Source organism: Novosphingobium aquae, from assembly GCF_037572715.1.
GTDB lineage: Bacteria > Pseudomonadota > Alphaproteobacteria > Sphingomonadales > Sphingomonadaceae > Novosphingobium > Novosphingobium aquae.
Map to the genome: position 1 here is coordinate 69,262 of NZ_JBBHJY010000005.1, position 21,441 is coordinate 90,702.

Annotated in this window: 14 protein-coding genes; 11 read left to right on the forward strand and 3 right to left on the reverse strand. The window is 60.3% G+C overall.

The window, feature by feature from the left end; translation table 11 throughout:
- Positions 1-123: 123 nt before the first annotated feature.
- Complete coding sequence (locus tag WG900_RS10970; RefSeq protein WP_339967092.1) at positions 124-2,229, reverse strand: hydantoinase B/oxoprolinase family protein; 2,106 nt, start codon at positions 2,227-2,229, stop codon at positions 124-126.
- A 273-nt stretch (positions 2,230-2,502) separates the two neighbouring features.
- Here WG900_RS10970 and WG900_RS10975 point away from each other — a divergent pair, with 273 nt between their 5' ends.
- The 3 genes from WG900_RS10975 to WG900_RS10985 all read left to right on the forward strand — a co-directional run bounded on the left by WG900_RS10975 (position 2,503) and on the right by WG900_RS10985 (position 7,805).
- Positions 2,503-4,050, forward strand: a complete 1,548-nt coding sequence (locus tag WG900_RS10975; RefSeq protein WP_339967093.1) for an acetyl-CoA acetyltransferase — start codon at positions 2,503-2,505, stop codon at positions 4,048-4,050.
- Positions 4,047-6,467 carry a CaiB/BaiF CoA transferase family protein gene (locus WG900_RS10980; RefSeq protein WP_339967094.1) on the forward strand — a complete coding sequence of 807 codons (2,421 nt, stop codon included), beginning with the start codon at positions 4,047-4,049 and terminating at the stop codon, positions 6,465-6,467. The genes WG900_RS10975 and WG900_RS10980 overlap by 4 nt, the downstream gene beginning before the upstream one ends.
- A 174-nt stretch (positions 6,468-6,641) precedes the next feature.
- A complete protein-coding gene (locus WG900_RS10985; protein ID WP_339967096.1) occupies positions 6,642-7,805 on the forward strand; it encodes an MFS transporter in 1,164 nt (387 codons plus the stop codon).
- A gap of 22 nt (positions 7,806-7,827) precedes the next feature.
- Here WG900_RS10985 and WG900_RS10990 read toward each other — a convergent pair whose 3' ends face one another.
- Positions 7,828-9,069, reverse strand: coding sequence for an acetyl-CoA C-acetyltransferase (locus WG900_RS10990; RefSeq protein ID WP_339967098.1), 1,242 nt, complete (start codon positions 9,067-9,069; stop codon positions 7,828-7,830).
- A 143-nt stretch (positions 9,070-9,212) separates the two neighbouring features.
- Here WG900_RS10990 and WG900_RS10995 point away from each other — a divergent pair, with 143 nt between their 5' ends.
- From WG900_RS10995 to cofC, 8 genes are all read left to right on the forward strand, one after another.
- Positions 9,213-10,451, forward strand: coding sequence for an acyl-CoA dehydrogenase family protein (locus WG900_RS10995; RefSeq protein WP_339967101.1), 1,239 nt, complete (start codon positions 9,213-9,215; stop codon positions 10,449-10,451).
- A 20-nt stretch (positions 10,452-10,471) separates the two neighbouring features.
- A complete protein-coding gene (locus WG900_RS11000; protein ID WP_339967103.1) occupies positions 10,472-12,202 on the forward strand; it encodes an acyl-CoA dehydrogenase in 1,731 nt (576 codons plus the stop codon).
- 41 nt (positions 12,203-12,243) lie between these two features.
- Positions 12,244-13,419 carry an acetyl-CoA C-acyltransferase gene (locus tag WG900_RS11005; RefSeq protein WP_339967105.1) on the forward strand — a complete coding sequence of 392 codons (1,176 nt, stop codon included), beginning with the start codon at positions 12,244-12,246 and terminating at the stop codon, positions 13,417-13,419.
- 64 nt (positions 13,420-13,483) lie between these two features.
- Positions 13,484-14,575: an LLM class flavin-dependent oxidoreductase gene (locus WG900_RS11010; protein WP_339967107.1), complete on the forward strand. Its 1,092-nt coding sequence runs from the start codon at positions 13,484-13,486 to the stop codon at positions 14,573-14,575.
- Between the two features lie 45 nt (positions 14,576-14,620).
- Entirely contained in the window at positions 14,621-16,651 is a 2,031-nt protein-coding gene (locus WG900_RS11015; RefSeq protein ID WP_339967109.1) for a 3-hydroxyacyl-CoA dehydrogenase NAD-binding domain-containing protein, read from the forward strand.
- Between the two features lie 34 nt (positions 16,652-16,685).
- Positions 16,686-18,995 carry a 5-amino-6-(D-ribitylamino)uracil--L-tyrosine 4-hydroxyphenyl transferase CofH gene (gene cofH / locus WG900_RS11020; RefSeq protein WP_339967111.1) on the forward strand — a complete coding sequence of 770 codons (2,310 nt, stop codon included), beginning with the start codon at positions 16,686-16,688 and terminating at the stop codon, positions 18,993-18,995.
- Entirely contained in the window at positions 18,988-19,659 is a 672-nt protein-coding gene (npdG, locus tag WG900_RS11025) for an NADPH-dependent F420 reductase (RefSeq protein WP_339967113.1), read from the forward strand. The genes cofH and npdG overlap by 8 nt, the downstream gene beginning before the upstream one ends.
- A gap of 59 nt (positions 19,660-19,718) precedes the next feature.
- Positions 19,719-20,348, forward strand: a complete 630-nt coding sequence (gene cofC, locus WG900_RS11030) for a 2-phospho-L-lactate guanylyltransferase (RefSeq protein WP_339967115.1) — start codon at positions 19,719-19,721, stop codon at positions 20,346-20,348.
- 259 nt (positions 20,349-20,607) lie between these two features.
- On the opposite strand, the gene WG900_RS11035 is transcribed toward cofC, so the two are convergent.
- Positions 20,608-21,330 carry an IS6 family transposase gene (locus WG900_RS11035; protein WP_339967118.1) on the reverse strand — a complete coding sequence of 241 codons (723 nt, stop codon included), beginning with the start codon at positions 21,328-21,330 and terminating at the stop codon, positions 20,608-20,610.
- Positions 21,331-21,441: the final 111 nt, after the last annotated feature.

Consider the following 21,441-nt stretch of genomic DNA (forward strand, 5'->3'; position numbering starts at 1 on the left):
TCGCTGGTCAACACAAACTTGACACACTGCAAGTATTATCTCGGCAGAAACTCACCCGTCAGCCGGAAAACTGTCCGACATAAGCCGCGACAGCCACCCAACTCGGCGATTATGGGCGGACCCTTACTCGGTCGCCTCCAACGTTAAGGCCGGTTCCACCCACCGATTTGGCACCGAGGACGAACTATAACCCGTCCCCACCGGCACCACATCTACCAAGAGCAAATGGCCGGTTGCTGGATCAAGGTAAGCGACAATATCGACATCAGGATGCGTCGTGGTGAAGTTGTGAATTCTCGGGCAGCCATCCATCCAATTGTCCGGACTTAGTGCCAAGGGCGAACCCGAACGGCTGCTGACCGCGACTGATCCACGCTGTTCAACGCCTGCCGCAATCGGCCCATTGAAACCTTCCGCTGCTGCAAGCAAGTCTGGCGTCCAAGACAGCGGCCGTGGCGCCGATTCCGCTGCGCCGAGTCGCTCCGCCAGTATTTCTTCGCGCTTGGCCTCAGTCGCCAACTCATCGGCCACGACGACGCCATAGACCCGCACCGCTTCCTCTGCCGAAAATAGCCCGCGTGCAACATCGCGCGCCACCAGCGCGGGATCGCGCAGGAGCGGATCGCCCCATCCCCCGCCGTTGCTTACGCTTAACATCAGCGTATCGCCTTGCGCGAGATGGATACCATCCTGGTGGCAGGCCAGTGGCTCGACGCTCCCATCCGCTGAACGGCGAACAGTAAATCTGGTTATGTTGCCCGGCAATCCACCGGCTGATCCGGCGATCGGCAAACGCTCGCGATTGCCCATGATCGTCAGGCTCAGTTCGTTTGTCCCATCCACCGTAAACGCGAAGGACGTGGGGCGTCCGGAACAAAACTCGCCAGCCCCGCCCGTGCCAGAACGCAGCTGCCGCCCTTCGAACTTGATCGGATACCAGGACTCCAAAACCTCGACATCAACCAAATCAATCAACTGCCCGTTGCCAACAAGCTCTCGAGAAAACTCGATGCCGTCGCGATCATGCGCCGCAGAAGCTCCACCCAGTGCACCCTCGAGCATGATCCAGCTCTGCGGCTCACCCTTCAGACCAAGGCCCGAAAGCGTGTGCAACGCCGAGCCTGAGCTGGAGGGCGGGCCCGACAAGTGGCTGTGCGCGCGCGCATCCGGGGACGCAGCGATTGCTAAATTAAGCGCGCGGATGCCCACTTCCATGGCGTTCTGGCCAACTTCAAGATGGGGCCCGCCAATCGGTGCTGGGGGCTGAGCGTCCAGAATGGAGCCCGGGTCTGTTATTACTTCGAATGCGCGAAACAGCCCCTCATTGAATGGGAGCCCTCGCGCGAGATACGGTGCAAGCCCGACGCCAAGAATGCTTTTGATGACGTCCGGCTTGGAATTGAAGTAGTGTTTTGTTTGAGGCGACGCGCCCCGAAAATCGAAAATCAAACGCCCATTTTCAACATTGAGGGCGCAAGGCACGAGATAAAATTCGTCGGTCCATTCGGTCCAACTGCGTGTCGAGTAGACACCGGGTTCCAGCTCGGCCACGCGGCGGCGCACTTCAGCCTCGGTGAGATCCGACAACGCTTTGACAGCTTCCCGGAAGACATCTTCGCTGTAATCTTCGATAACGCGCAGCACCTGGTTGCAAACCACCGTGGCGCCGGCGATCAGCGAGCGCATGTCCATCTCGACCACGTCAGGAAGGCGGACGTTGTTGCGCAGGATCGCCCAGATGTCATCCTGCACCTCGCCGCGGCGATAGAGCCGCACCGGCGGCATGCGGAACGCTTCCTGGTAGACTTCCGTGGCCGAAGTCGAGAACGAGCCGGGAACCATTCCGCCCATGTCCATCATATGAGCGGAAGCGCCCACCCAGGCCGCCAGACGCCCATCTAGAAAGACGGGGATGTGGACGATCACATCCTGAGCATGGAGCCCGCCGCCGTTATAAGGATCGTTGACCAGGAATACGTCGCCTTCCGCCACCGTGTCGCCGTGACGCTCCTTGATCACACGGATGCCCTTGCCTCCAATGTGAAATGCGATCTGCACCTTCCCGCCGCCCACGATCAGGTCGCCTTCCGCGCTATAAATCGCGCAGGAGCAATCCTTCGATTCGGCAACGACCGGGCTGATCGCGTTGCGGATGATCGTACGAGCGCCATCATCTGCGATAGCCTCGAATTTGCAGCGCAGCACCTCGAGAAGGATCGGATCTATCATGCGTCTGGTTCCTCGGCGTTTTTTCCGAAACCGGGTGGGCTGGCCCGGAAAACTTCTATTCACCTATCAGCAGCCGCCGAATTCCCAGCGATCCATAGACTGCTTTCACTTTTGTCATTGCCAATTGATCGCAGGCGGCGCCGGCTGTCAAGCATATACTTGACGAGCTTCAAATATGCTGCGATCAGTTTTCACCTGAGAGCCAGCCCGACTTGGCGCAAAGGCGCAGGGCAGCACTGAGCCCAGGCTCCTAAGAGTGGAGAATCGACGGAGATGCTGCCCCCGCAACAAATTGCCGTTATCGTTGGTATCGGTGAGGTGACCGATCACAATCGCGACCCGGCGCAAGTGCCTGAGCCGACCGAGCTCATCGCGCGCGCGCTCCGCGAGGCTGGCGAAGATGCAGGCGATGGCTGGCTCAAGCGGCTCGATTCAATCAACCTCGTAGCCTTGACCAGTTGGCGATATCACGATCCGGTTCGTGACATCTGCGCGCGCCTCGGTATCGCCCCGGCTCATGCCGTGAACAGTCGGCGCGGCGGGGAGACACCAGTCCGGCTGCTGCACGAAGCCGCGCTGAGGGTGATCAGCGGCGAGCACAAGGCCTGCGCCATCATCGGCGGCGAAGCCACAAACGCGCGAACGCGAGCGCGCAGGGCCCGCATTGAATTGCCATGGACACCAATGCCTGCGCCCGCCGACTCAGTCGAGTTCCCTGGTCTGTCGACCGTTCGCAGCCCGCTTGCCGAGCGTTACGACATGCTCGAACCCTCACGTATCTATCCGTTGTACGAGACAGCGAGCCAAGCCGCTTGGAACCAAACTCCAGCTGCTGCTCACACTGAGTCAGCGCGTTTGTGGGAACGCTATGCAAAAGTAGCGAGCGTCAACCCATTCGCCTGGATCTCCGACGCACCCAGCGCAGAAAAGATCAGCACCATTGACTCCGATAACCGTTTAATAAATTGGCCATATCCAAAGTTGATGGTTGCTAACCCATCCGTCAACCAGGCGGCTGCCTTTATAGTCACCACACTCGCGGAGGCTCGCGCGGCAGGTATCGCCGAGGAACGGCTAGTCTACGTTATAGGCGGAGCCGCAGCGAACGAGCCGGACGATTTCCTTCACCGCGACCGCTATGACCGCAGCGCAGCTCAGGAGGCAGTACTCGGCACCGTGATCGAGCGGGCAGGCGGTGTTGCGGCGGTCTCGTACATGGAACTCTACAGTTGCTTCCCTGTCGTGCCCAAGATGGCCTTGCGGTTTCTAGCCATCGATCCCGAAGAGGCCGTGCCGAGCGTGGCAGGGGGACTGACCTTTTTCGGTGGACCGCTCCACAACTACATGAGCCATGCGATCTGTGCGATGGTCCGCGCATTGCGAACTAACCGTGGGGCTATCGGTCTGCTCTACGGTCAGGGAGGATACGTTACCAAGCATCACGCCGTCCTGCTTGGAACCCAACCACCGGAACATGTCTTGTCGTCCGATCCATCAGTGCAGGCACAAGCCGATGCGCTGCGCGGTCCATCACCCGCAGTTCGCGAAGCCTATTCTGGGCCGGCCGCAATTGAGGCATTCACGGTCAAGTACGCACGCGACGGCGAGCCGCTGCAAGGAACTCTCGTCCTACGCACACCCGCAGGAGAGAGGACGATGGCCAGCGTCCCAGCAGAAGATCGCGACACCTTGGCGCTTTTGCAGTCATCTGATCGCAACGCAGTGGGGGTGGCCGGGACAGTGACTCTCCAGCCCGATGGGCTTGCTCACTGGACTCCGCTCATGTGCGCAGCTGCTGCACCGCGCGGGGTCGCGTCGTGAACAGCGCAGTCAACAGCCTTCCTTTAAAGGGACTGCGCGTACTCGACCTCGTCGAGGGATCGCTAGGATCGATAGGGCGCACGTTGGCAGAATGGGGCGCCACCGTCGTTCGCATCGAGCCGCGTTCAGGTGCCGCCGACAGGCTTGCCGAGCCTCGCATCGCAGACATTTCGCTCTCCTTCACCGTCGCCAATCTCGGCAAGGATTCGGTCGCGCTGGACCTCAACCAACCAGCCGACAAGGCCGAGTTCGAGCTATTAGCGAGCACGGCCGACATCCTGATTGAGGACTTCGGAGTGCGCCGCGACCGCTTCAGGCCATTCGATATCGAAGCAATGCGCCGCACCAATCCTGCGCTGGTCGTCCTGTCCCTTAGCGGGTTTGGAGCGACAACAAGTTTCACAGAGTGGCAGGCGACTGATCCGGTTCTGCATGCGATGAGCGGTGAACTTTCGCGCTCTGGCTTGCCAGGGCGGGAGCCTTTGCTTCCCCCGGGAGAGCTAGGGTTACAATGCGCGGCTAGCCAAGGCCTACTTGCGGTCCTTGCCGCGCGCTATTCAAGTCTAGTGCAGGGTAGAGGAGACTGGCTTGACCTCTCGCTTCTCGATGGCGCGGCAGCGGCGCTCGACCCCGGCTACGGTAGTTCGGGCAGCGCCGCGCAAGGCGTACCGGCAAGCAAGCTTCCACGCGGCAGGCCGGAAGCGCGATTTCAGTACCCGATAATCGCCTGTGCCGATGGTTATGTCCGCATATGCATGCTGGCTCCACGTCAGTGGCGGGCGATGTTCGATTGGTTGGGCCGGCCCGAGGAATTCGCCGATCCGGCGTTCAACACGCTGCGGGCACGCTACAAATCAAAAACCCTGATCCCCCGCATAGCGGCGCTGTTCGCTGGAAAGTCCAGCGCAGAACTGCAAGCTGAAGCGCAAAAGCGCGGAGTGCCGCTCTCGCCTGTCCTCTCGCTCGATCAGGCGCTGTCCGCTTCCCAGTTCACAAGTCGAGCCGCCTTGGTGGAAGTCGAACTAGTCAGCAGTGTGACGGTTACAGTTCCCAACGGAATTATCGAGTTCGACGGGAAGCGTGCAGGCCTTGCCGGCCCACCGCCGACTGCGGGAAGCGGTCAGGACATTATTGCTCGAGGCTGGCCGGCCCGAACTACACATTCCGCCGGCGACTCCGGCCTTGCTGGCAAGCTCCCCTTGGCAGGACTACGGGTGCTTGACCTTGGAGTTATAGTGGTCGGTGCCGAAACAGGGCGCTTACTCGCAGACCTCGGCGCGGATGTCATCAAGATTGAGAACGCCAGTTTTCCCGACGGCAGCCGCCAGACTCGCGGCGAGCCGATCAGCGTAAGTTTTGCTGTCGGCCACCGCAACCAACGCAGCCTGGGCCTCAATCTGCGCTCTGATGAGGGCAAGGCGCTATTTCACGATCTCGCCGCGAAGGCCGACGTGATCCTGTCCAACTTCAAGCCGGGGACGCTCGAATCGCTTGGTCTGGCGCCCAAGGCCCTGCTCGCCCGCAATCCAAAGCTGATCATCGTCGACAGTTCCGCGTTCGGACCGACTGGACCCGAAAGCCGACGGATGGGCTTTGGGCCATTGGTGCGGGCTGCAGCGGGATTAAGCCTGCAATGGCGTTACCCCGACGACCCGACGAGCTTCAGCGATGCGCTGACGGTTTACCCCGATCATGTCTGTGGCCGGATTGGCGCCGCCGGCGTACTCGCTCTTCTTCTACGCCGCCTTGAAACGGGCCGAGGCGGCACGATAAGCATCGCCCAAGCTGAGGTCATGCTTGGGCACATGGCTACAGAGATTGCCTGCATATCGGCAAGAGAGCGCGGTCATACGGTGGAGAAATTTTCGCAGCCAGATGCCCCATGGGGGGTATTTCCCTGCGCCGGAGAAGACGAATGGTGCGTCATCACCGTTCGAGACAATATGGACTGGCAAGCGCTTTGCCGCGTCATCGGCCGCAACGATTTAGCCAAGAATCAGGCGCTGTTCGGCCGTCACGGGCGGCTTGCCGAAATTGATTTCATCAATGCTGGTCTAAAAGAATGGCTTGCCGACCGGACGGCGGACGACGCCGCGCTAGCTTTGCAGACCGAGGGGGTTCCCGCGGCGCCGATGTTGCGGGTGGCTGACCTGCCGCAGCACCCTTATTACCGCGAACGCGAATTTCTGCGACAGGTTTCGCATCCCAAAATCGATGAGTTCTTCTACGCCGAAAATCTCGTCGTTAACGCAGAAAGACTCTCGTTGCCGCACCAAAATCCTGCGCCAATGCAGGGCGAACATAGCATTATTATAGCCCAAGAATTATTTGGTTTCGACAACGCGAAGATCGAGAAGCTACTCGCCGACGGGGTGCTCGAAGCGTACAGCGAAGACGTTGGACATGCCAGCCCGTAAGCGGCTGCGCATGAATGCGCCTGACGGTAACAATCGGCCCTCTCAACACAATAAAACGGTATCTGGAGAGAACTTTTGACCCACCCGCCGCTTGAAGCCACACCTGAGAGGTCCGGTGAGTTTAGACAGAACTGGGGTCTGTTGATTTCATCGATATTCGGCTGCGCCTTTTGCATGGCGACAATCGCAACGCATTCAATCGGTCCGTTCATCAAGCCGATCGAAGCCGAGATGGGTTGGAGCCGGACCGCAATTCAGGCATCTCTGTTCTTTGGGCAAGGCGTGAGTGCCATCGGTGTCGTCCTGACCGGTGTGTTGCTCGAGCGCATGCCTATGCGTTGGCTTGCACTGCTCGGCATGGCAGGCACTGGGGTGGGCTTTGTCCTCGTCTCGCAGGCGAACAGCCTTGTTTTATTCTATGTCGGCTATGCAACCGCGGCGCTGGTAGGTTCAGGATGCGGCTTTATCGTCTGGTCGCGGGCTATCGCGGCCCGCTTTGACAGGCGACGCGGGCTGGCACTGGCGATCGCCCTTTCCGGTACTGGCGCTTCGGGCATCATCCTGCCGCCACTGCTTGTCTGGACCATCGCTACCTATGGCTGGCGGACCGGATACATTACTCTGGCGGCCTTTCCACTTCTCATCGCATTGCCGATCATCTTCCTGCTGTTCCGGCCACATGAAAACATGGCGAAGCCTAAAGGCGGGACGGCTGCGTCGGCGGATCTGCCCCCACCTGTTCGCGCCATCGAGATATTCCTCAATTATCGCTACTGGGTCATTCTGGTATCAGTGTTCTGCGTCTATTTTTCAGTTGTAGGCATAATCCCCAACTTCATTCCGGCGCTGACCGATGGCGGTATCACGGCCGAGCGGGCAGCGATCGCACAAGGGATATTGGCGTTATCGATGATCATCGGGCGGCTGCTCGTCGGGTATCTGTCAGACCGCTTTTGGGCACCAGCGATTGGCGCGCTGTTCCTGACGCCTCCCGCCATTGGCTGCTTTCTCCTCATGATGGAGCCGACATTCCCGGTCGCGATTTTCGCAGCCATCCTGATTGGTGCTGCGACCGGGGCCGAACTGGATTTGATGGCCTTTCTGACTTCACGCTATTTCAAGCCGCACATGTTCGCGCGCACCTATTCCTATCTCTATGCGGCCGTAGCTCTTGCCGGCGGCACAGCGCCCATGGCCTTTTCCGCAGTTTACGATCAAACTGGCGACTATGGTGTCGGCTTTGCTGCGGCAGCGGTGATGTTCCTGATCGGTGGGCCATGTTTACTGCTATTGGGCAAATATTCCGAACAGAAGCAAGCAGTGCACTCGGCCAGGTGACCAACTAGTCCCCTGTCGTTAGTCAGACGCGCTCGATAATCAACGCGGGGGCCATGCCGCCCGCAGCGCACATCGTCACAAGGCCGCGCTTGAGGTCCTGTCGCTCAAGTTCATCGAGCAAAGTTCCGACAAGCATAACTCCCGTCGCACCGATTGGGTGGCCGAGCGAGATGCCCCCGCCATTGACGTTTACCTTATTGCGATCGAGCGAAAGATCACGAATGAACTTCTCTGGCACCACGGCGAACGCTTCGTTGACCTCCCACAGATCGATGTCCGCAGGCGTCAGCCCGGCTTTCTTGAGCACTTTCCTCGTTGCCGGTACCGGGGCATTGAGCATGAGCGTGGGACAGTCGCCGAGTTCTGCCATGGCTACTACACGCGCGCGTGGCAAAAGCCCGTGGGCACGAGCATAATCGGGTGACGCCAATAGCAATCCCCCTGCTCCGTCCACAACGCCCGATGAATTGCCGGCGTGGTGAACATGGTTGAGCTTGAGGTCCGGATAGACTTGCAAAATGAGGTCCTCGAAGGTCATCCCACTGCTGTCAAACGCCGTTTTCGCCATATCGATAAAAGACGGGGTCAGTCCTGCCAATCCTTCGCGCGTGGTTTGCGGTCTGGGATACTCCTCGTGGTCGAGTGCCAGACTACCGTTCTCATGATTGACAGAAATCAGTGAGCGATCGAATCGGCCCTCGGCAATTGCCCGCGCTGTCCGCTGCTGGCTCTGATACGCTAGTTCGTCGAGCGTTTCGCGATCAATGCCTTCCAGTGTCGCAATCGCGTCGGCGCAGAGCCCCTGGTTCGTCTGCGGGTGCCGGCTCCGCAGACGCGTGTTGCCGGCATCCGGCAACGCCGGAACAGCAGGGTCGCGGGGGACCAGCTTGCGATAGGACATCAGCTCGGTACCACCTGCAATATTGAGATCCTCCATTCCAGCCATGATCTTAGCGGCGCAAAGGCCGACCGCGGTCAGGCTCGATCCGCAGAATCGGTGAATCGTCACCCCGCTGGCACGAGGATCGTAGCCTGCATCCAGCGCCGCCATCCTGCCGAGGTCGTTGCCTTGCTTGCCAGATTGCTGACCGTTGCCCCAGATGATGTCGTCCACATCTGCAGTGTCAATGCCGGTACGCTCAGCCAGCGCCCGCAAAACAGCTGCACCAACTTGCTGCGGGTGGATTTCGGCAAGTCCGCCCTTGCCGATCTTTCCGATACCCCGAGGTGTGCGGCAAGCATCGATAATCCACGCTTCCTGCATTTATCCAACTCCTATGCCAACAGTGCCGTTTCGCGTGATCTACGTCGCGCAATCAGCGGCCTTCACCATGCATTTTAGGCGGACACACGCCAAATCTGTCAAGCACTAACTTGACGATCATCAAATAAATTGCTTTGTGAGCGGTGACGCCCGAGCCGACGAATCAAGACGTTCGGATATTCGGCGAGGATGCCAACGATGGGAAAGGATCGGCCATGCACTTCGAACTAAGCGAGGAACACCAGATGGTGAAGGACCTCGTGACGAAGTTCGTCCGCGATTTCATGATGCCGCTTGAAACGGCCGTTATGGATCGCGAGGCGTCCGGCAAGGAAATGTACGTCACCAAGGAAGAGCAGGCCGCGCTCGATACCAAAGCGCTCGAACTTGGCCTTTTCGGCCTTGATGCGCCGGAGAGCATGGGCGGCGCTGATCTGCCGATGGTCGCAATGGTCGGTATCGAGGAAGCCATCGGATACACCGTTACTCCTTACGTGCTCCCGCCAGATTCCCCTAACCTGCGCATGCTTATTGCCACTGTCGACGATCGTCAGCGCGAAGCTTATCTTGTGCCTCTGGCAGCTGGAAAAACAAAGTCAGCCATCGGAATTTCGGAGCCCGGCGCTGGTTCCGATCCTGCCATGTTAAAAACGCGCGCGGTCCGCGATGGCGACGACTGGATCATCAACGGCCGTAAGATCTGGATCACTTACGCCGACGAGGCAGACTTCACGATCGTGATGGCAGTGACGGACCCGGAAAAGGGCGCACGCGGCGGCATGAGCGCGTTCCTAGTCGATCGGAACACACCCGGCTTCAACGTGTTGCGCCGTATTCCCATGCTTGGCGGCCAGTCGACCTATGAAATCGCACTGGACGATTGCCGCGTCGAAGGCTGGAAGCTCCTGGGGGTCGAAGGCCAAGGCTTTGCGCCGATGCAGACCCGCCTCGGCACGCGGCGCATCCAGATGGCCGCGTGGTCAATCGGAATGGCGCAGCGCGCACTGGATATGCTCGTGGAGTATGCACCGCAACGCACGACTTTCGGATCACCGTTATCAGAACGCCAGGCGATACAGTTTTGGGTAGCCGAGGCTGCCACCAAAATCCATGCCGCACGACTGATGACCTACGAATGCGCGTGGAAGCTCGACAACGGCCAAGACGTGCGTTCCGAGATCAGCATGATCAAGTGGTATGCCACCGAAATGGCCTACACCGTTGTCGACCAGGCCATGCAGGCTTTTGGCGGCATGGGCATGACGAAAGAAATGCCGCTCCAACTGATGCAGGCGAAACTGCGCACAATGCGGGTTTACGACGGCGCAACCGAAATCCACAAATGGGTCATCGCGCGTAATCTCCTCGGCACACGAAAGTAGGCTGGCGGGAGGGCATTGTCATGACATTTTCCGTTCCGACTGCCGAGCAGCGCTTACTTCTGCGACACATTGCCAAGGTCCACGATCTGATTGGCGATGAGCGCTTCCCCGGCCTTGCCGACGACCTGATTGAGGCAATCGTCGAGGGCAGCGCGGCCTTTGCCGAAGGAGAATTCGCCCCCCTGCTCCGCATTGGGGATGATCCGGGCCCTCGGTGGTCAGATGGTAAGGTCATCATGCCCGGAGGCTTCCGTGCAGCATATGCGGGCTTTATCGAGAGTGGTTGGGGGACCATCGCCGCGCCGGCCGCATACGGCGGACTGGGTCTGCCGTTCAGCCTAGCCACTCTGGTGCTGGAAACGCTGAGTGCCGCCAATCTTGGCTTCGCAGCCGGTCCGATGCTCACGGCCGGCGCGGTAGAAGCGATCGAAACTCATGGTTCCCTCGAACAAAAGGCACGTTGGCTTCCAAAGCTGGTCAGTGGCGAATGGTCGGGCACGATGAACCTCACCGAACCCCAGGCGGGATCGGATGTCGGCGCATTGCGAACCTTGGCAACACCTGCGGGCGATGGCCGCTACCGCATCAAGGGCCAGAAGATCTTTATCTCGTTCGGCGAGCACGATCTCACTGAAAACATTATCCATCTGGTACTAGCCCGCACTCCGGGGGCACCGGCTGGGTCAAAAGGAATTTCCCTTTTTATCGTGCCGCGCCAGCGAATGGATACCGCTGGGAATCCGGCCAGCACTAACGATGTTCACTGCGTGTCTATCGAGCACAAACTGGGTCTCCACGCATCACCCACCTGCGTTATGTCCTACGGCGATAACGACGATTGTCTGGGCGAACTTCTAGGCGAGGAAAATGGCGGGCTCCGGGCAATGTTCACAATGATGAACAATGCCCGGATCAACGTCGGAAATCAGGGTGTCCAAGTGGCGGAACGGGCACGGCAGCGCGCGCTTGCCTATGCCCGGGACCGAGTGCAGTCACCGCGAGCCGACCGCAGCTCTGGTGCAGAACCAGTGGCAATCATTGGCCACCCGGACGTCCGCCGCATGGTGCTGCGAATGAATGCACTGACACAGGCCGCTCGCGGCTTGCTCTATTACGCAGCAGGACAAATTGACCGTACAGTCCTTGGCGACGCCCGAGCGCAGGCGCGAGCAGACCTGTTGACCCCGCTCGTCAAATCCTATGGCTCGGATGTCGGTTGCGAAGTTTCGGCACTGGGCGTGCAGATCCATGGCGGAATGGGCTACATTGAGGAGACCGGCGCGGCCCAGCATTACCGCGACGCCTGTATCATGCCGATTTACGAAGGCACGAACGGCATTCAGGCTGCCGATCTGGTTGGGAGGAAGCTTGTCGTTGACGGCGGCGCAGGGCTGGCGAGCCTGGTCGCGGAAATCAGGTCTGACAACCTGAACTCCTCTACACTGTCCGCCCTGGCGGATGCGGTAGAGGATGTTGCGGGCTGGATGATCGACGCGCCGGTCAATGATCGCTTGGCCGGGAGTTATCCGTTCATGAGCATGGTCTCGGTACTGACCGCAGGCTGGCTGATGGCCCGTCAGGCCCAGTTGGTGAAGAATACTGGCGATTCTCCGGACTTCATAGCCGGCAAACTGGCCGCCGCACGCTTCTATCTCGATTGCATCGTCCCCGAGGCTCTCGGGCTACGTTCTGCCGCTCAATCGGGCGCGGCGCTGCTTTACCGTGTAACTGACGAGGCACTGCTGGCCTGACCAGATCGGCCATCGCTCGAATTTCTGAATGGAGCTTACTTATGCGTTCCGCCGTGATCGTTTCAACTGCCCGCACCCCGATCGGCCGCGCGTACCGCGGTGCCTTCAATGCACTGCCCGCGCCAACTCTCGGTGCCCATTCGATCAGGGCTGCGGTCGAGCGCGCTGGGATCGAACCTGGTGCCGTCGATGATGTCGTATTTGGTGCGGCACTCCAGCAGGGCCACGCGGCAACCAACGTTGCCCGACTGGCCCTGCTGCGCGCCGGCCTGCCGGACGTCGTATCGGGCATGTCGCTCGATCGTCAATGCGCGTCCGGGCTGATGGCCATCGCCACAGCCGCCAAGCAGATTGTTTGCGACCAGATGGACATCACCATCGGCGGCGGCCTGGAATCGATCAGCCTCATTCAAACCCCGGAGATGCGCGCAACGACAGACCCCGAATTGCAGCGTGATCACCCTGACATCTATATGCCGATGCTGCAGACAGCCGAAGTTGTCGGCGCGCGCTATGGCATCAGTCGTGAAGCTTGCGACGAATACGCGCTTCAGTCCCAGCATCGCACCGCTGCCGCACAGGCGGCCGGCAAGTTCGATGAGGAAATCGTTGCGGTGACTGCGACCATGCACCAGACCGACAAGCTGACAAAGGAGGTGTCCGAAGTCGAGGTTTCGCTAAGCAAGGACGAAGGGAGTCGTCCTGAAACTTCGCTCGAAAGCCTCGCTGGGCTGAAGTCGGTGCTTCCTGGCGGAATCGTCACGGCGGGCAATGCGAGCCAGCTCTCCGACGGTTCCTCAGCATGTGTTCTGATGGAAGAAAAAATTGCTGAGCGTCGCGGCCTGACACCACTTGGGCGCTATGTTGGCATGGCCGTCGCCGGCACACGACCTGACGAAATGGGAATCGGGCCAGTCTTCGCCATACCCAAGCTGCTCGAACGCTTCGGACTCAAAATTGATGATATCGGCCTCTGGGAACTCAATGAAGCCTTCGCCGTGCAACTGCTCCATTGCCGCGATACTCTTGGCATTCCTGACGAGCTACTAAACGTCAACGGCGGCGCGATTTCGATCGGTCACCCTTATGGGATGAGTGGTGCCCGGATGACCGGTCACGCCCTGATCGAAGGCAAACGGCGAGGAGCGCGCCATGTCGTCATCACAATGTGCATTGGCGGCGGCATGGGCGCCGCAGGATTGTTCGAGGTGCTGTGACTTTGCCCGCGCGATACCCTGTCTCGTCACCGCTTAATCCAAATTGTTGAGGAAGGCCCGTACCATGACCAAATCTTTTGAACTGTGGACCACTCTTACCGCCCCAGGCAGCAGTCAAGATCCAAGGATGGTCGCGAAGCGCGCCCAGCGACTGGAGAAGGATGGTTGGAGCGGCGGAGCTTTCCCCGACTCCCAGGTTCTCGCGGGCGAGGCTTTTTCGACGCTGGCCTGGTGTGCCGCGTCCACCAGCAATTTGAAACTTGCGACCGGGACCAGCAATACTGCGACGCGTCATCCTTCGGTTGTTGCCAGCGCGGCTGCGGCTGTTCAGACGGTGTCTGGCGGCCGAATGACGCTTAGTATTGGACGCGGCGATTCATCGCTTGCGTATATCGGTGCGCCGCCCGTCTCGCTCGGAATTTTTGAAAATGCACTTGCCACGATCCGGGCCTACCTGCACGGCAAAGCGGTTTCAGCCGAAGATGGCGCAGCGTTTCTCGCCGAGAAGAAGGATTTCAGCAAATTGGCTATCGGCGAAACGCCGGAGGCCAGCCCGCTCAAATGGCTTCCGGATGACTACGTCGCTCCCGAACTAGAGGTAGCCGCTACCGGACCCAAAGTGATCGCCGTTGCCGCTCGTCATGCTGACCGCATAGGGTTTGCTCTCGGGGCAAACTTGGAGCGACTGAAGTGGGCGATTGCTACCGCCCGGGAAGAGCTCGACCGGATTGGTCGTGACCCGGCGGAACTAAAATTCGGTGCCTACATCCCCTGCTACCCGCACCCCGACCACGAGTTGGCGCGCAATCTGTCGCAAGGCATGGTCGCCTCAATGAGCCGATTTTCCGTCATGAATAAGAAGGTTGTCGGTCCCGTGACTGATGCGGAGCGCGCAAACCTCGAGCGCGTTGCATCGACTTACGACATGAAGAACCACGGACAGAACGCCAGCAAGCAGTCGGAGTCCTTGGACCCAGAATTCATCGATAAGTTCGGCCTGATCGGAGATCCGGCAGTATGCGTCGAACGCATTCTGGCCATTCGTGACCTGGGCATCGACAGGTTCATTCTGTGGACCGCAGATACTGAAGGTGTCCCAGGTGAAAGCTATTCGTGCGCAGTCGAGGAAGTCCTCGGCAAGGTAATGCCTGTCTGAATATCCAGAATCATGCGCGCGCTCTAACGGAATGCAGATTTCATCATGATCACATATGCTCAGACAGATGCCATCGCACAGATCGTAATCGATAACCCTCCGGTCAACGCGCTAGGCGTTTCGCTTGTTGGAGAATTGCTCGATGCTATTGCCCGTGCCGAACAGGACGGAAAGGTAAGTGCGATTTTGATCCGCGCCGCCGGAAGATTGTTTTCCGCGGGCGCGGATATTAATGAATTCAAAAAGCCGGAAGATGCCCCCAGACTCCCTACACTGATCGACCGGATTGAAAGTTGCTCCAAGCCGGTGATCGCAGTCATCCACGGCCAGTGTCTTGGCGGCGGGCTCGAACTGGCTTTGGGATGTCACTATCGGATTGCAGCAAGAAATGCCAATTTGGCGCTGCCTGAAGTGCAACTGGGTCTGCTGCCAGGGGCTGGCGGAACCCAGCGCCTTCCCCGGCTAATCGGCATGAACGCAGCGATTAACATGATAGCGACGGGGACCGGCGTCTCAGCAGAGAAGGCCCTTTCGCTTGGCTTGGTCGACCGCCTCGCCGACGATGACGCAGTCATCGTCGAGGCGCTCGAATTTGCAGGATCACTGACAGGGGTGCGGCGCACCTGCGATCTTCCGCCGCCGGCGATACCTTCCGATCTCGACGCGCATTTAGCGCCGCACCTGCAAAGTCACTTCGACAGCGTTCAGGCATGTGCCGCTGCAATCCATGCTGCGGCGGAACTGCCCTTTATGGAAGGCATGGCTCGGGAAGCGGCACTTTTCGAAGAGCTCCTACAAAGCGATCAGGCGCGTGCATTGCAGCACGTCTTTTTTGCCGAGCGCAAGGCCGCCAAGATAGAAGGCCTTCCAGCTAAAATAGAAAGGCATTCGGTCGAGCGCGTCGGCGTGATCGGCGCTGGCACGATGGGTTCAGGCATTGCGATCAACTTTTTGCTTGCTGGCATCCCGGTTACTTTGGTTGAAACCAACGCGGCACCCTTGCAGCGCGGCGCAGATGGAATTGCCCGGATTCTTGCGACAAGCGTGAGCAAGGGCAGGCTTACAGAGGATCAGCGGGCAAAGGCGACAGACCTGCTAAACCCTTCCCTTGCATTCGATGATCTCGGGCAATGCGATCTCATCATTGAAGCCGTATTCGAAGATATGTCTGTGAAGCTGGATATCTTCCGCAGGCTCGATGCGCTCGCAAAACCGAATGCCATTCTGGCGTCGAACACTTCATTCCTCGACATCAACGAAATGGCTTCGGCGACGGCACGCCCAGAGGCGGTTGTTGGGCTTCACTTCTTCTCACCCGCCAATGTGATGAAGCTTGTGGAGGTGATCCGGGGCGACCAGACCAGCAATGAAGTGCTGGCGACATGCATGAAGATCACACAACGCATTGGCAAAGTCCCGGTGCTTTCGGGGGTGTGTCACGGATTCATTGGCAACCGCATGCTGCTTCCCAGATTGGAACAAGCAAAGCAGCTACTTCTTGAAGGCGCCGCCATCACCCAGATTGATGAAGTCAGCACGCGCCTTGGCTTGCCTATGGGCCCTCTGCAGATGATCGATCTTGCTGGAGTCGATATCGGATGGCACCGCGACGTGAACCGAATTGAGAATCTCAATGATGCGCTGTGCGCACGTGGGCGTCTTGGCCAGAAAAGCAGTGCTGGGTACTACGATTACGATGATCGGAGAAAGCCAGTACCGTCGACCGAGGTGGGCTCGATCGTCGAACAGTTTCGAAACGATGCGGCGATCGAGCGGCGCACGATCTCCGACGATGAGATCATCGTCCGCACAGTCTACGTCATGATAAACGAGGCTGCACTGATCCTCGAAGAAGGCATTGCCCAACGCCCCTCCGACATCGACGTGGTATGGATGCTCGGATTTGGCTGGCCCAGGTGGACAGGCGGACCGCTCTGGTGGGCTAGCGAAGTGGGCGTCTCGTCAATCGTTGCGGGGCTCGAACGTTACCGCTCAAGCTTTGGCCCCGACTTCCGCATCGCGAGTTCGCTGCTGAAGTTCGAAGCAGATAGCCAGTCGTTCTATTCACGAGGTTAACATATTGCTCGGTTCTTCCGCCCCCTTATCGACCATGATGGCGCGAGCTTCCGCACTTCGCGACGAAGCATTCGGTCAGCACCAGAGCTGGTCGCCCAAGGTGTTCATTCCGCTCACCCAGCTATGCCGCGATTTGTGCCACTACTGCACGTTCTCCCGCCCTCGCCCTGGCCAGCGCGCTTACATGACCCCCGCCGAAGTATTGGCGGTGGCCCGCGAGGGTGCATCCGCCGGCTGCGCCGAGGCGCTGTTCACGCTGGGCGATAAGCCGGAACTGCGCTTTGACAGCGCCCGCCGCGAACTGGCCGAGCTGGGATACGCCACGACCATCGACTATCTCGAAGCGATGTGCCGGCTGGTGCTGGAGGGCACTGGGCTGATCCCGCACGTCAACGCCGGGATCATGACCCGCGACGAGATGACCCGGCTCAAGGCTGTCTCGGGTTCACAGGGGCTAATGCTGGAGACGGTTGCCGACCGGCTTGGCGACAAGGGCGGCCCGCACTATCGCTCGCCCGACAAGGTGCCGGCCGTCAGGCTGGCGGCGATCCGATTAGCCGGCGAACTCAAGGTCCCATTCACCACCGGGCTGCTCATCGGCATCGGCGAGACTCGCGCCGAACGGATCAAGGCGCTGCTGGCAATCCGCGAGTTGCATCTTGAGTACGGTCATATCCAGGAAGTGATCGTCCAGAACTTTCGCGCCAAGCCCCGCACCCCGATGGCAGACGCGCAAGAACCTTCGCTCGACGAACTGCTGTGGACGATCGCGGCAGCGCGGCTGATCCTGCCGGCAGATGTGTCGCTGCAGGCACCGCCGAACCTGTCCGACGCCTCGTTCCCGCGCTTGCTGGAAGCCGGGATCAACGACTGGGGAGGTGTCTCGCCGGTGACCCCGGATCACGTTAACCCCGAACGCCCGTGGCCCGCCGTCGACAAGCTGCGCGCTGCGACCGAAGCTGCCGGGCGGCGGCTGGTGGCTCGGTTGCCGGCCTATCCAGCATTTCTTAAAGCACCATGGCAGGACATTGCGCCGCGCCGAGCCTTGCTCGCGCAGTCGGACTCGGCCGGATATGCGCGGCAGGATACATGGTCCCCCGGCCAGCACCTGCCCATTCAGCCCGAGCCGATTTCCGGCCAGGTTAACCCGCGCATTAACCGGATCGTCGCCAGGGCGGTATCCGGTCAGGGCATCGACGAGGACGAGATCGAAGCGCTTTTCCACGCGCGCGGAGCGGACGTCGAACATATCTGCGCATCGGCAAACGCATTGCGCCGCGCGGTCAACGGCGACGAGGTCACCTTCGTCGTCAACCGCAACCTCAACTATACCAACATCTGCGCCTACAAGTGCAGCTTCTGCGCGTTTTCCAAAGGGCGCGGCGCAGAAAGCTTGCGCGGCGCGCCCTACGACCTCGCCATGAGTGAAGTCGCCCGCCGGGTGACCGAAGCAGTAGCGCGCGGCGGCACCGAGGTGTGCATGCAGGGCGGCATCCATCCGTCTTACACTGGTGAGACGTACTTGGGCCTGCTGCGCGCGGTGAAGGCAGCACAGCCGAGCATCCACATCCACGCCTTCTCGCCGCTCGAGGTGCGCCACGGCGCGCAGACCCTCGGCCTCGGGCTCGAGGACTACCTCACTCTGCTCAAGGACGCCGGGCTCGGTTCGCTCCCAGGCACCGCTGCCGAGATTCTCGACGACGAAGTGCGCGACGTGATCTGCCCCGACAAGCTCAACACCGCCGAATGGCTCGATACGATCAAGGCGGCGCACCGCGTCGGCCTGCGCACAACAGCGACGATCATGTTCGGCCATGTCGACAATCCGCGCCACTGGGCGCGGCACCTGATAGCGATCCGCGAGTTGCAGCAGCGCACCCGCGGGTTCACCGAATTCGTGCCACTGCCGTTCGTACCGATGGAATCGCCGATGGGCCTGAAAGGCGAATGCCGCCGCGGCCCGACCTTCCGCGAGGTGCGATTGATGCATGCGGTCGCCCGACTGGCGCTGCACCCGCACCTCACCTCGATCCAGGTCAGCTGGGTCAAGCTCGGGACCGAGGGGGTCAAGGCCTGTCTGGCCGGAGGGGCGAACGACCTTGGTGGCACACTGATGGACGAAAGCATCAGCCGCGCGGCCGGCGCCGCTCACGGGCAGGAACTGCCGCCCAGCGAGATGGAAGAACTGATCCGTGCGGCGGGGCGCACGCCGAAACAGCGCACCACGCTTTACGGCGCGGTCGATGACCTCACCCTGGCGCGCGGGCGGCAAGCCGCACCGCTCACACCCGTGATCCTCACCCCGCCCCGGCGGCGAAGCGAAAAGGAACCGTTGAATGTCTGACAAGAAGACCATCGCCGTGCTTGGTGGCACCGGCAAGGAAGGCGGCGGGCTGGCGCTGCGCTGGGCCCATGCCGGTCACATGGTGATCATCGGCAGCCGCACCGCCGAGCGCGCCGAGGAAGGCGCGGCCGAAATGCGCTCGACTTTGGGCGATACCGCCAAGGTGCGCGGCCTTGCCAACCTCGATGCCGCCGCCGCGGCGGATATCGTCGTGCTCTCGGTCCCGTTCTCGGGCCAGCAGGCGACCGTGCAGGAAGTTGCCCCGGCACTTGCTGGCAAGATCCTGATCGACGTCACCGTGCCGCTGGTCCCGCCAAAGGTATCCCGCGTCCAGCTCCCCGAGGGCGGGAGCGCCGTGGAAGCCGTGCAGAAGCTGCTCGGCGCAGGCGTGCGCGTAGTCTCGGCGTTCCAGAACATCTCCGCCCACCACCTGACCAAGCTCGACGTGGACGTCGAATGCGACGTTCTGGTCTGCGCCGACGATCCGGCAGCGGCCGAAGAGGTCGTGGAGCTCGCTCACGAGATCGGCCTAGTCGCGTGGAACGCCGGCCCCTTATGCAACTCGGTCGTCGCGGAAGGCTTGACCAGCGTGCTGATCGCGCTCAACCGCCGCTACAAGGTGCCGGGCGCGGGCATCCGCCTCACGGGGCTGCCGCGCCAGTGACACCAAGCGCGAGCACAATCCATGACTGCCAGGGACAGCTCGCCAGCGAATCCCTAACGGTGACGTGCAGCATCGTCATCCCTGTGCGTCCGCCGGAGGAAGGTAAAAGCCGGCTAGCCTCGGTGCTCAGTCCGCACGCCCGCGCTGCGCTCGTCGAGCGCATGTTCAGGCATGTGCTGGATATCGCGGTCGCCAGTGTTCCGACTGCTCAGGTTTACGTGGTAAGCCGCAGCCCATTTCTGCTCAACCTTGCCGAGCAACGCGGCGCACGGCCGGTTCGGGAGGAAAGCAGCGGGCTCAACCCCGCTCTTGAACAGGCCACCGCGCTATGTGATCCGGAACTACCTTTGCTGGTACTCAGCGCCGACTTGCCGGTGCTCACGCCCAGCGACATCGCTGCTCTGCTAGATGCGCTGGATCAGGCAGATGTGGTCGCCGCCACGGACATCGCCGGCAGTGGAACCAATGCCCTTCTGCTAAGGCGGCCTGGTCTAATTGCCTTTGCGTTCGGACCGGACAGCCTCACCCGCCACCACGCTGCGACCGATTCGGCTTCCTTGCGGTTCAGCACCATTCGCCCACATGGTCTCGCCTCCGATGTCGACCTGCCGGCCGATCTCGCCTTGACCAACGCCCCAGACACTTTGTCATACCGTCAAACAAACGTCATGGTAAGCAATCACCCCTGACGTCGGAACGCTGGATCAAGCCCAGACGGGTGGTCAAGGTTTGGTGTGCAGCTCACAATTGACCCAATCGCATCAGCATATAGATGTCGGGAATTGCAGCTAGCTCCCTTCGGAAAGCTGTAACAGGCATCCCGTTTGGATCGTCAATACTGCTTCTTCTGTATCAGTGAGGCAGATTACCGCATTGTGCGAATCAGCACTGTCAGTCTAATCGCAACTCGTCTCCATTTCGCACGGCTTGGGCTTTGTGTGCAAGTGTTCAGCCCATGAGCGACTGCCACTCGTCCAGTGCGGCCGAGCGGCGAGCCTTGTAGGTTTTTCGATCGATGAGGTGGCATTCCTGGTTAAAGTGGTTGGGGAGACCGGCGTGAACCGAGGCGGACTTCTGTAATGACTTCATCTGTCGAAACCGGAGCATCGCCCGCTTCCGTCGTCGGAACGGCAAGTGACTGTTCTCGACCCGGTTGTTGGCCCAACGGCCAATCTCCTGCTTGTCGGTGTTGCCCAGCACCTTCATCGCAGCCTTGTATGAAGCCAGCCCATCGGTGGTGATCGCCTCGGGCGATCCGTGGCGTTTCAATGCCTTCTTCATGAACGTCAGGGCCGCTTCCTTGTCCCGCCTTTTGGTCACGAAACTCTCGAGGATTTCGCCTTCCTGGTCGACCGCGCGCCAGAGGTAATGCATCTCGCCGTTGATCTTCACGTAGACCTCGTCAAGGTGCCAGCGCCACTGCCGGAAGCCCTTCATCCGGCTTACCCGCTGGCGCCGTATATCTGCGGCAAACAACGGGCCGAACCGGTTCCACCACATTCGCACGGTCTCATAGCAAAGGTCGATGCCTCGTTCGAAAAGCAAGTCCTCGACATTGCGCAGCGATAGCGGGAAGCGAACATACATCATCACCACGAGGCGGATCACCTCGGGCGATGAGTTGAAGTAGCGGAACGGACTGGGCGGCTTGGCTCTGGATTTGCGGCTCATGCGCGCTGGATATCAGCGCAATGCACCGCGTGCCACATTGCCCTGATGGTGTGGACGGCGCTCTGTTTGGCAGTTGATTCGGGAGAACCCGCTGCCAGTCTCTGGTCGTTG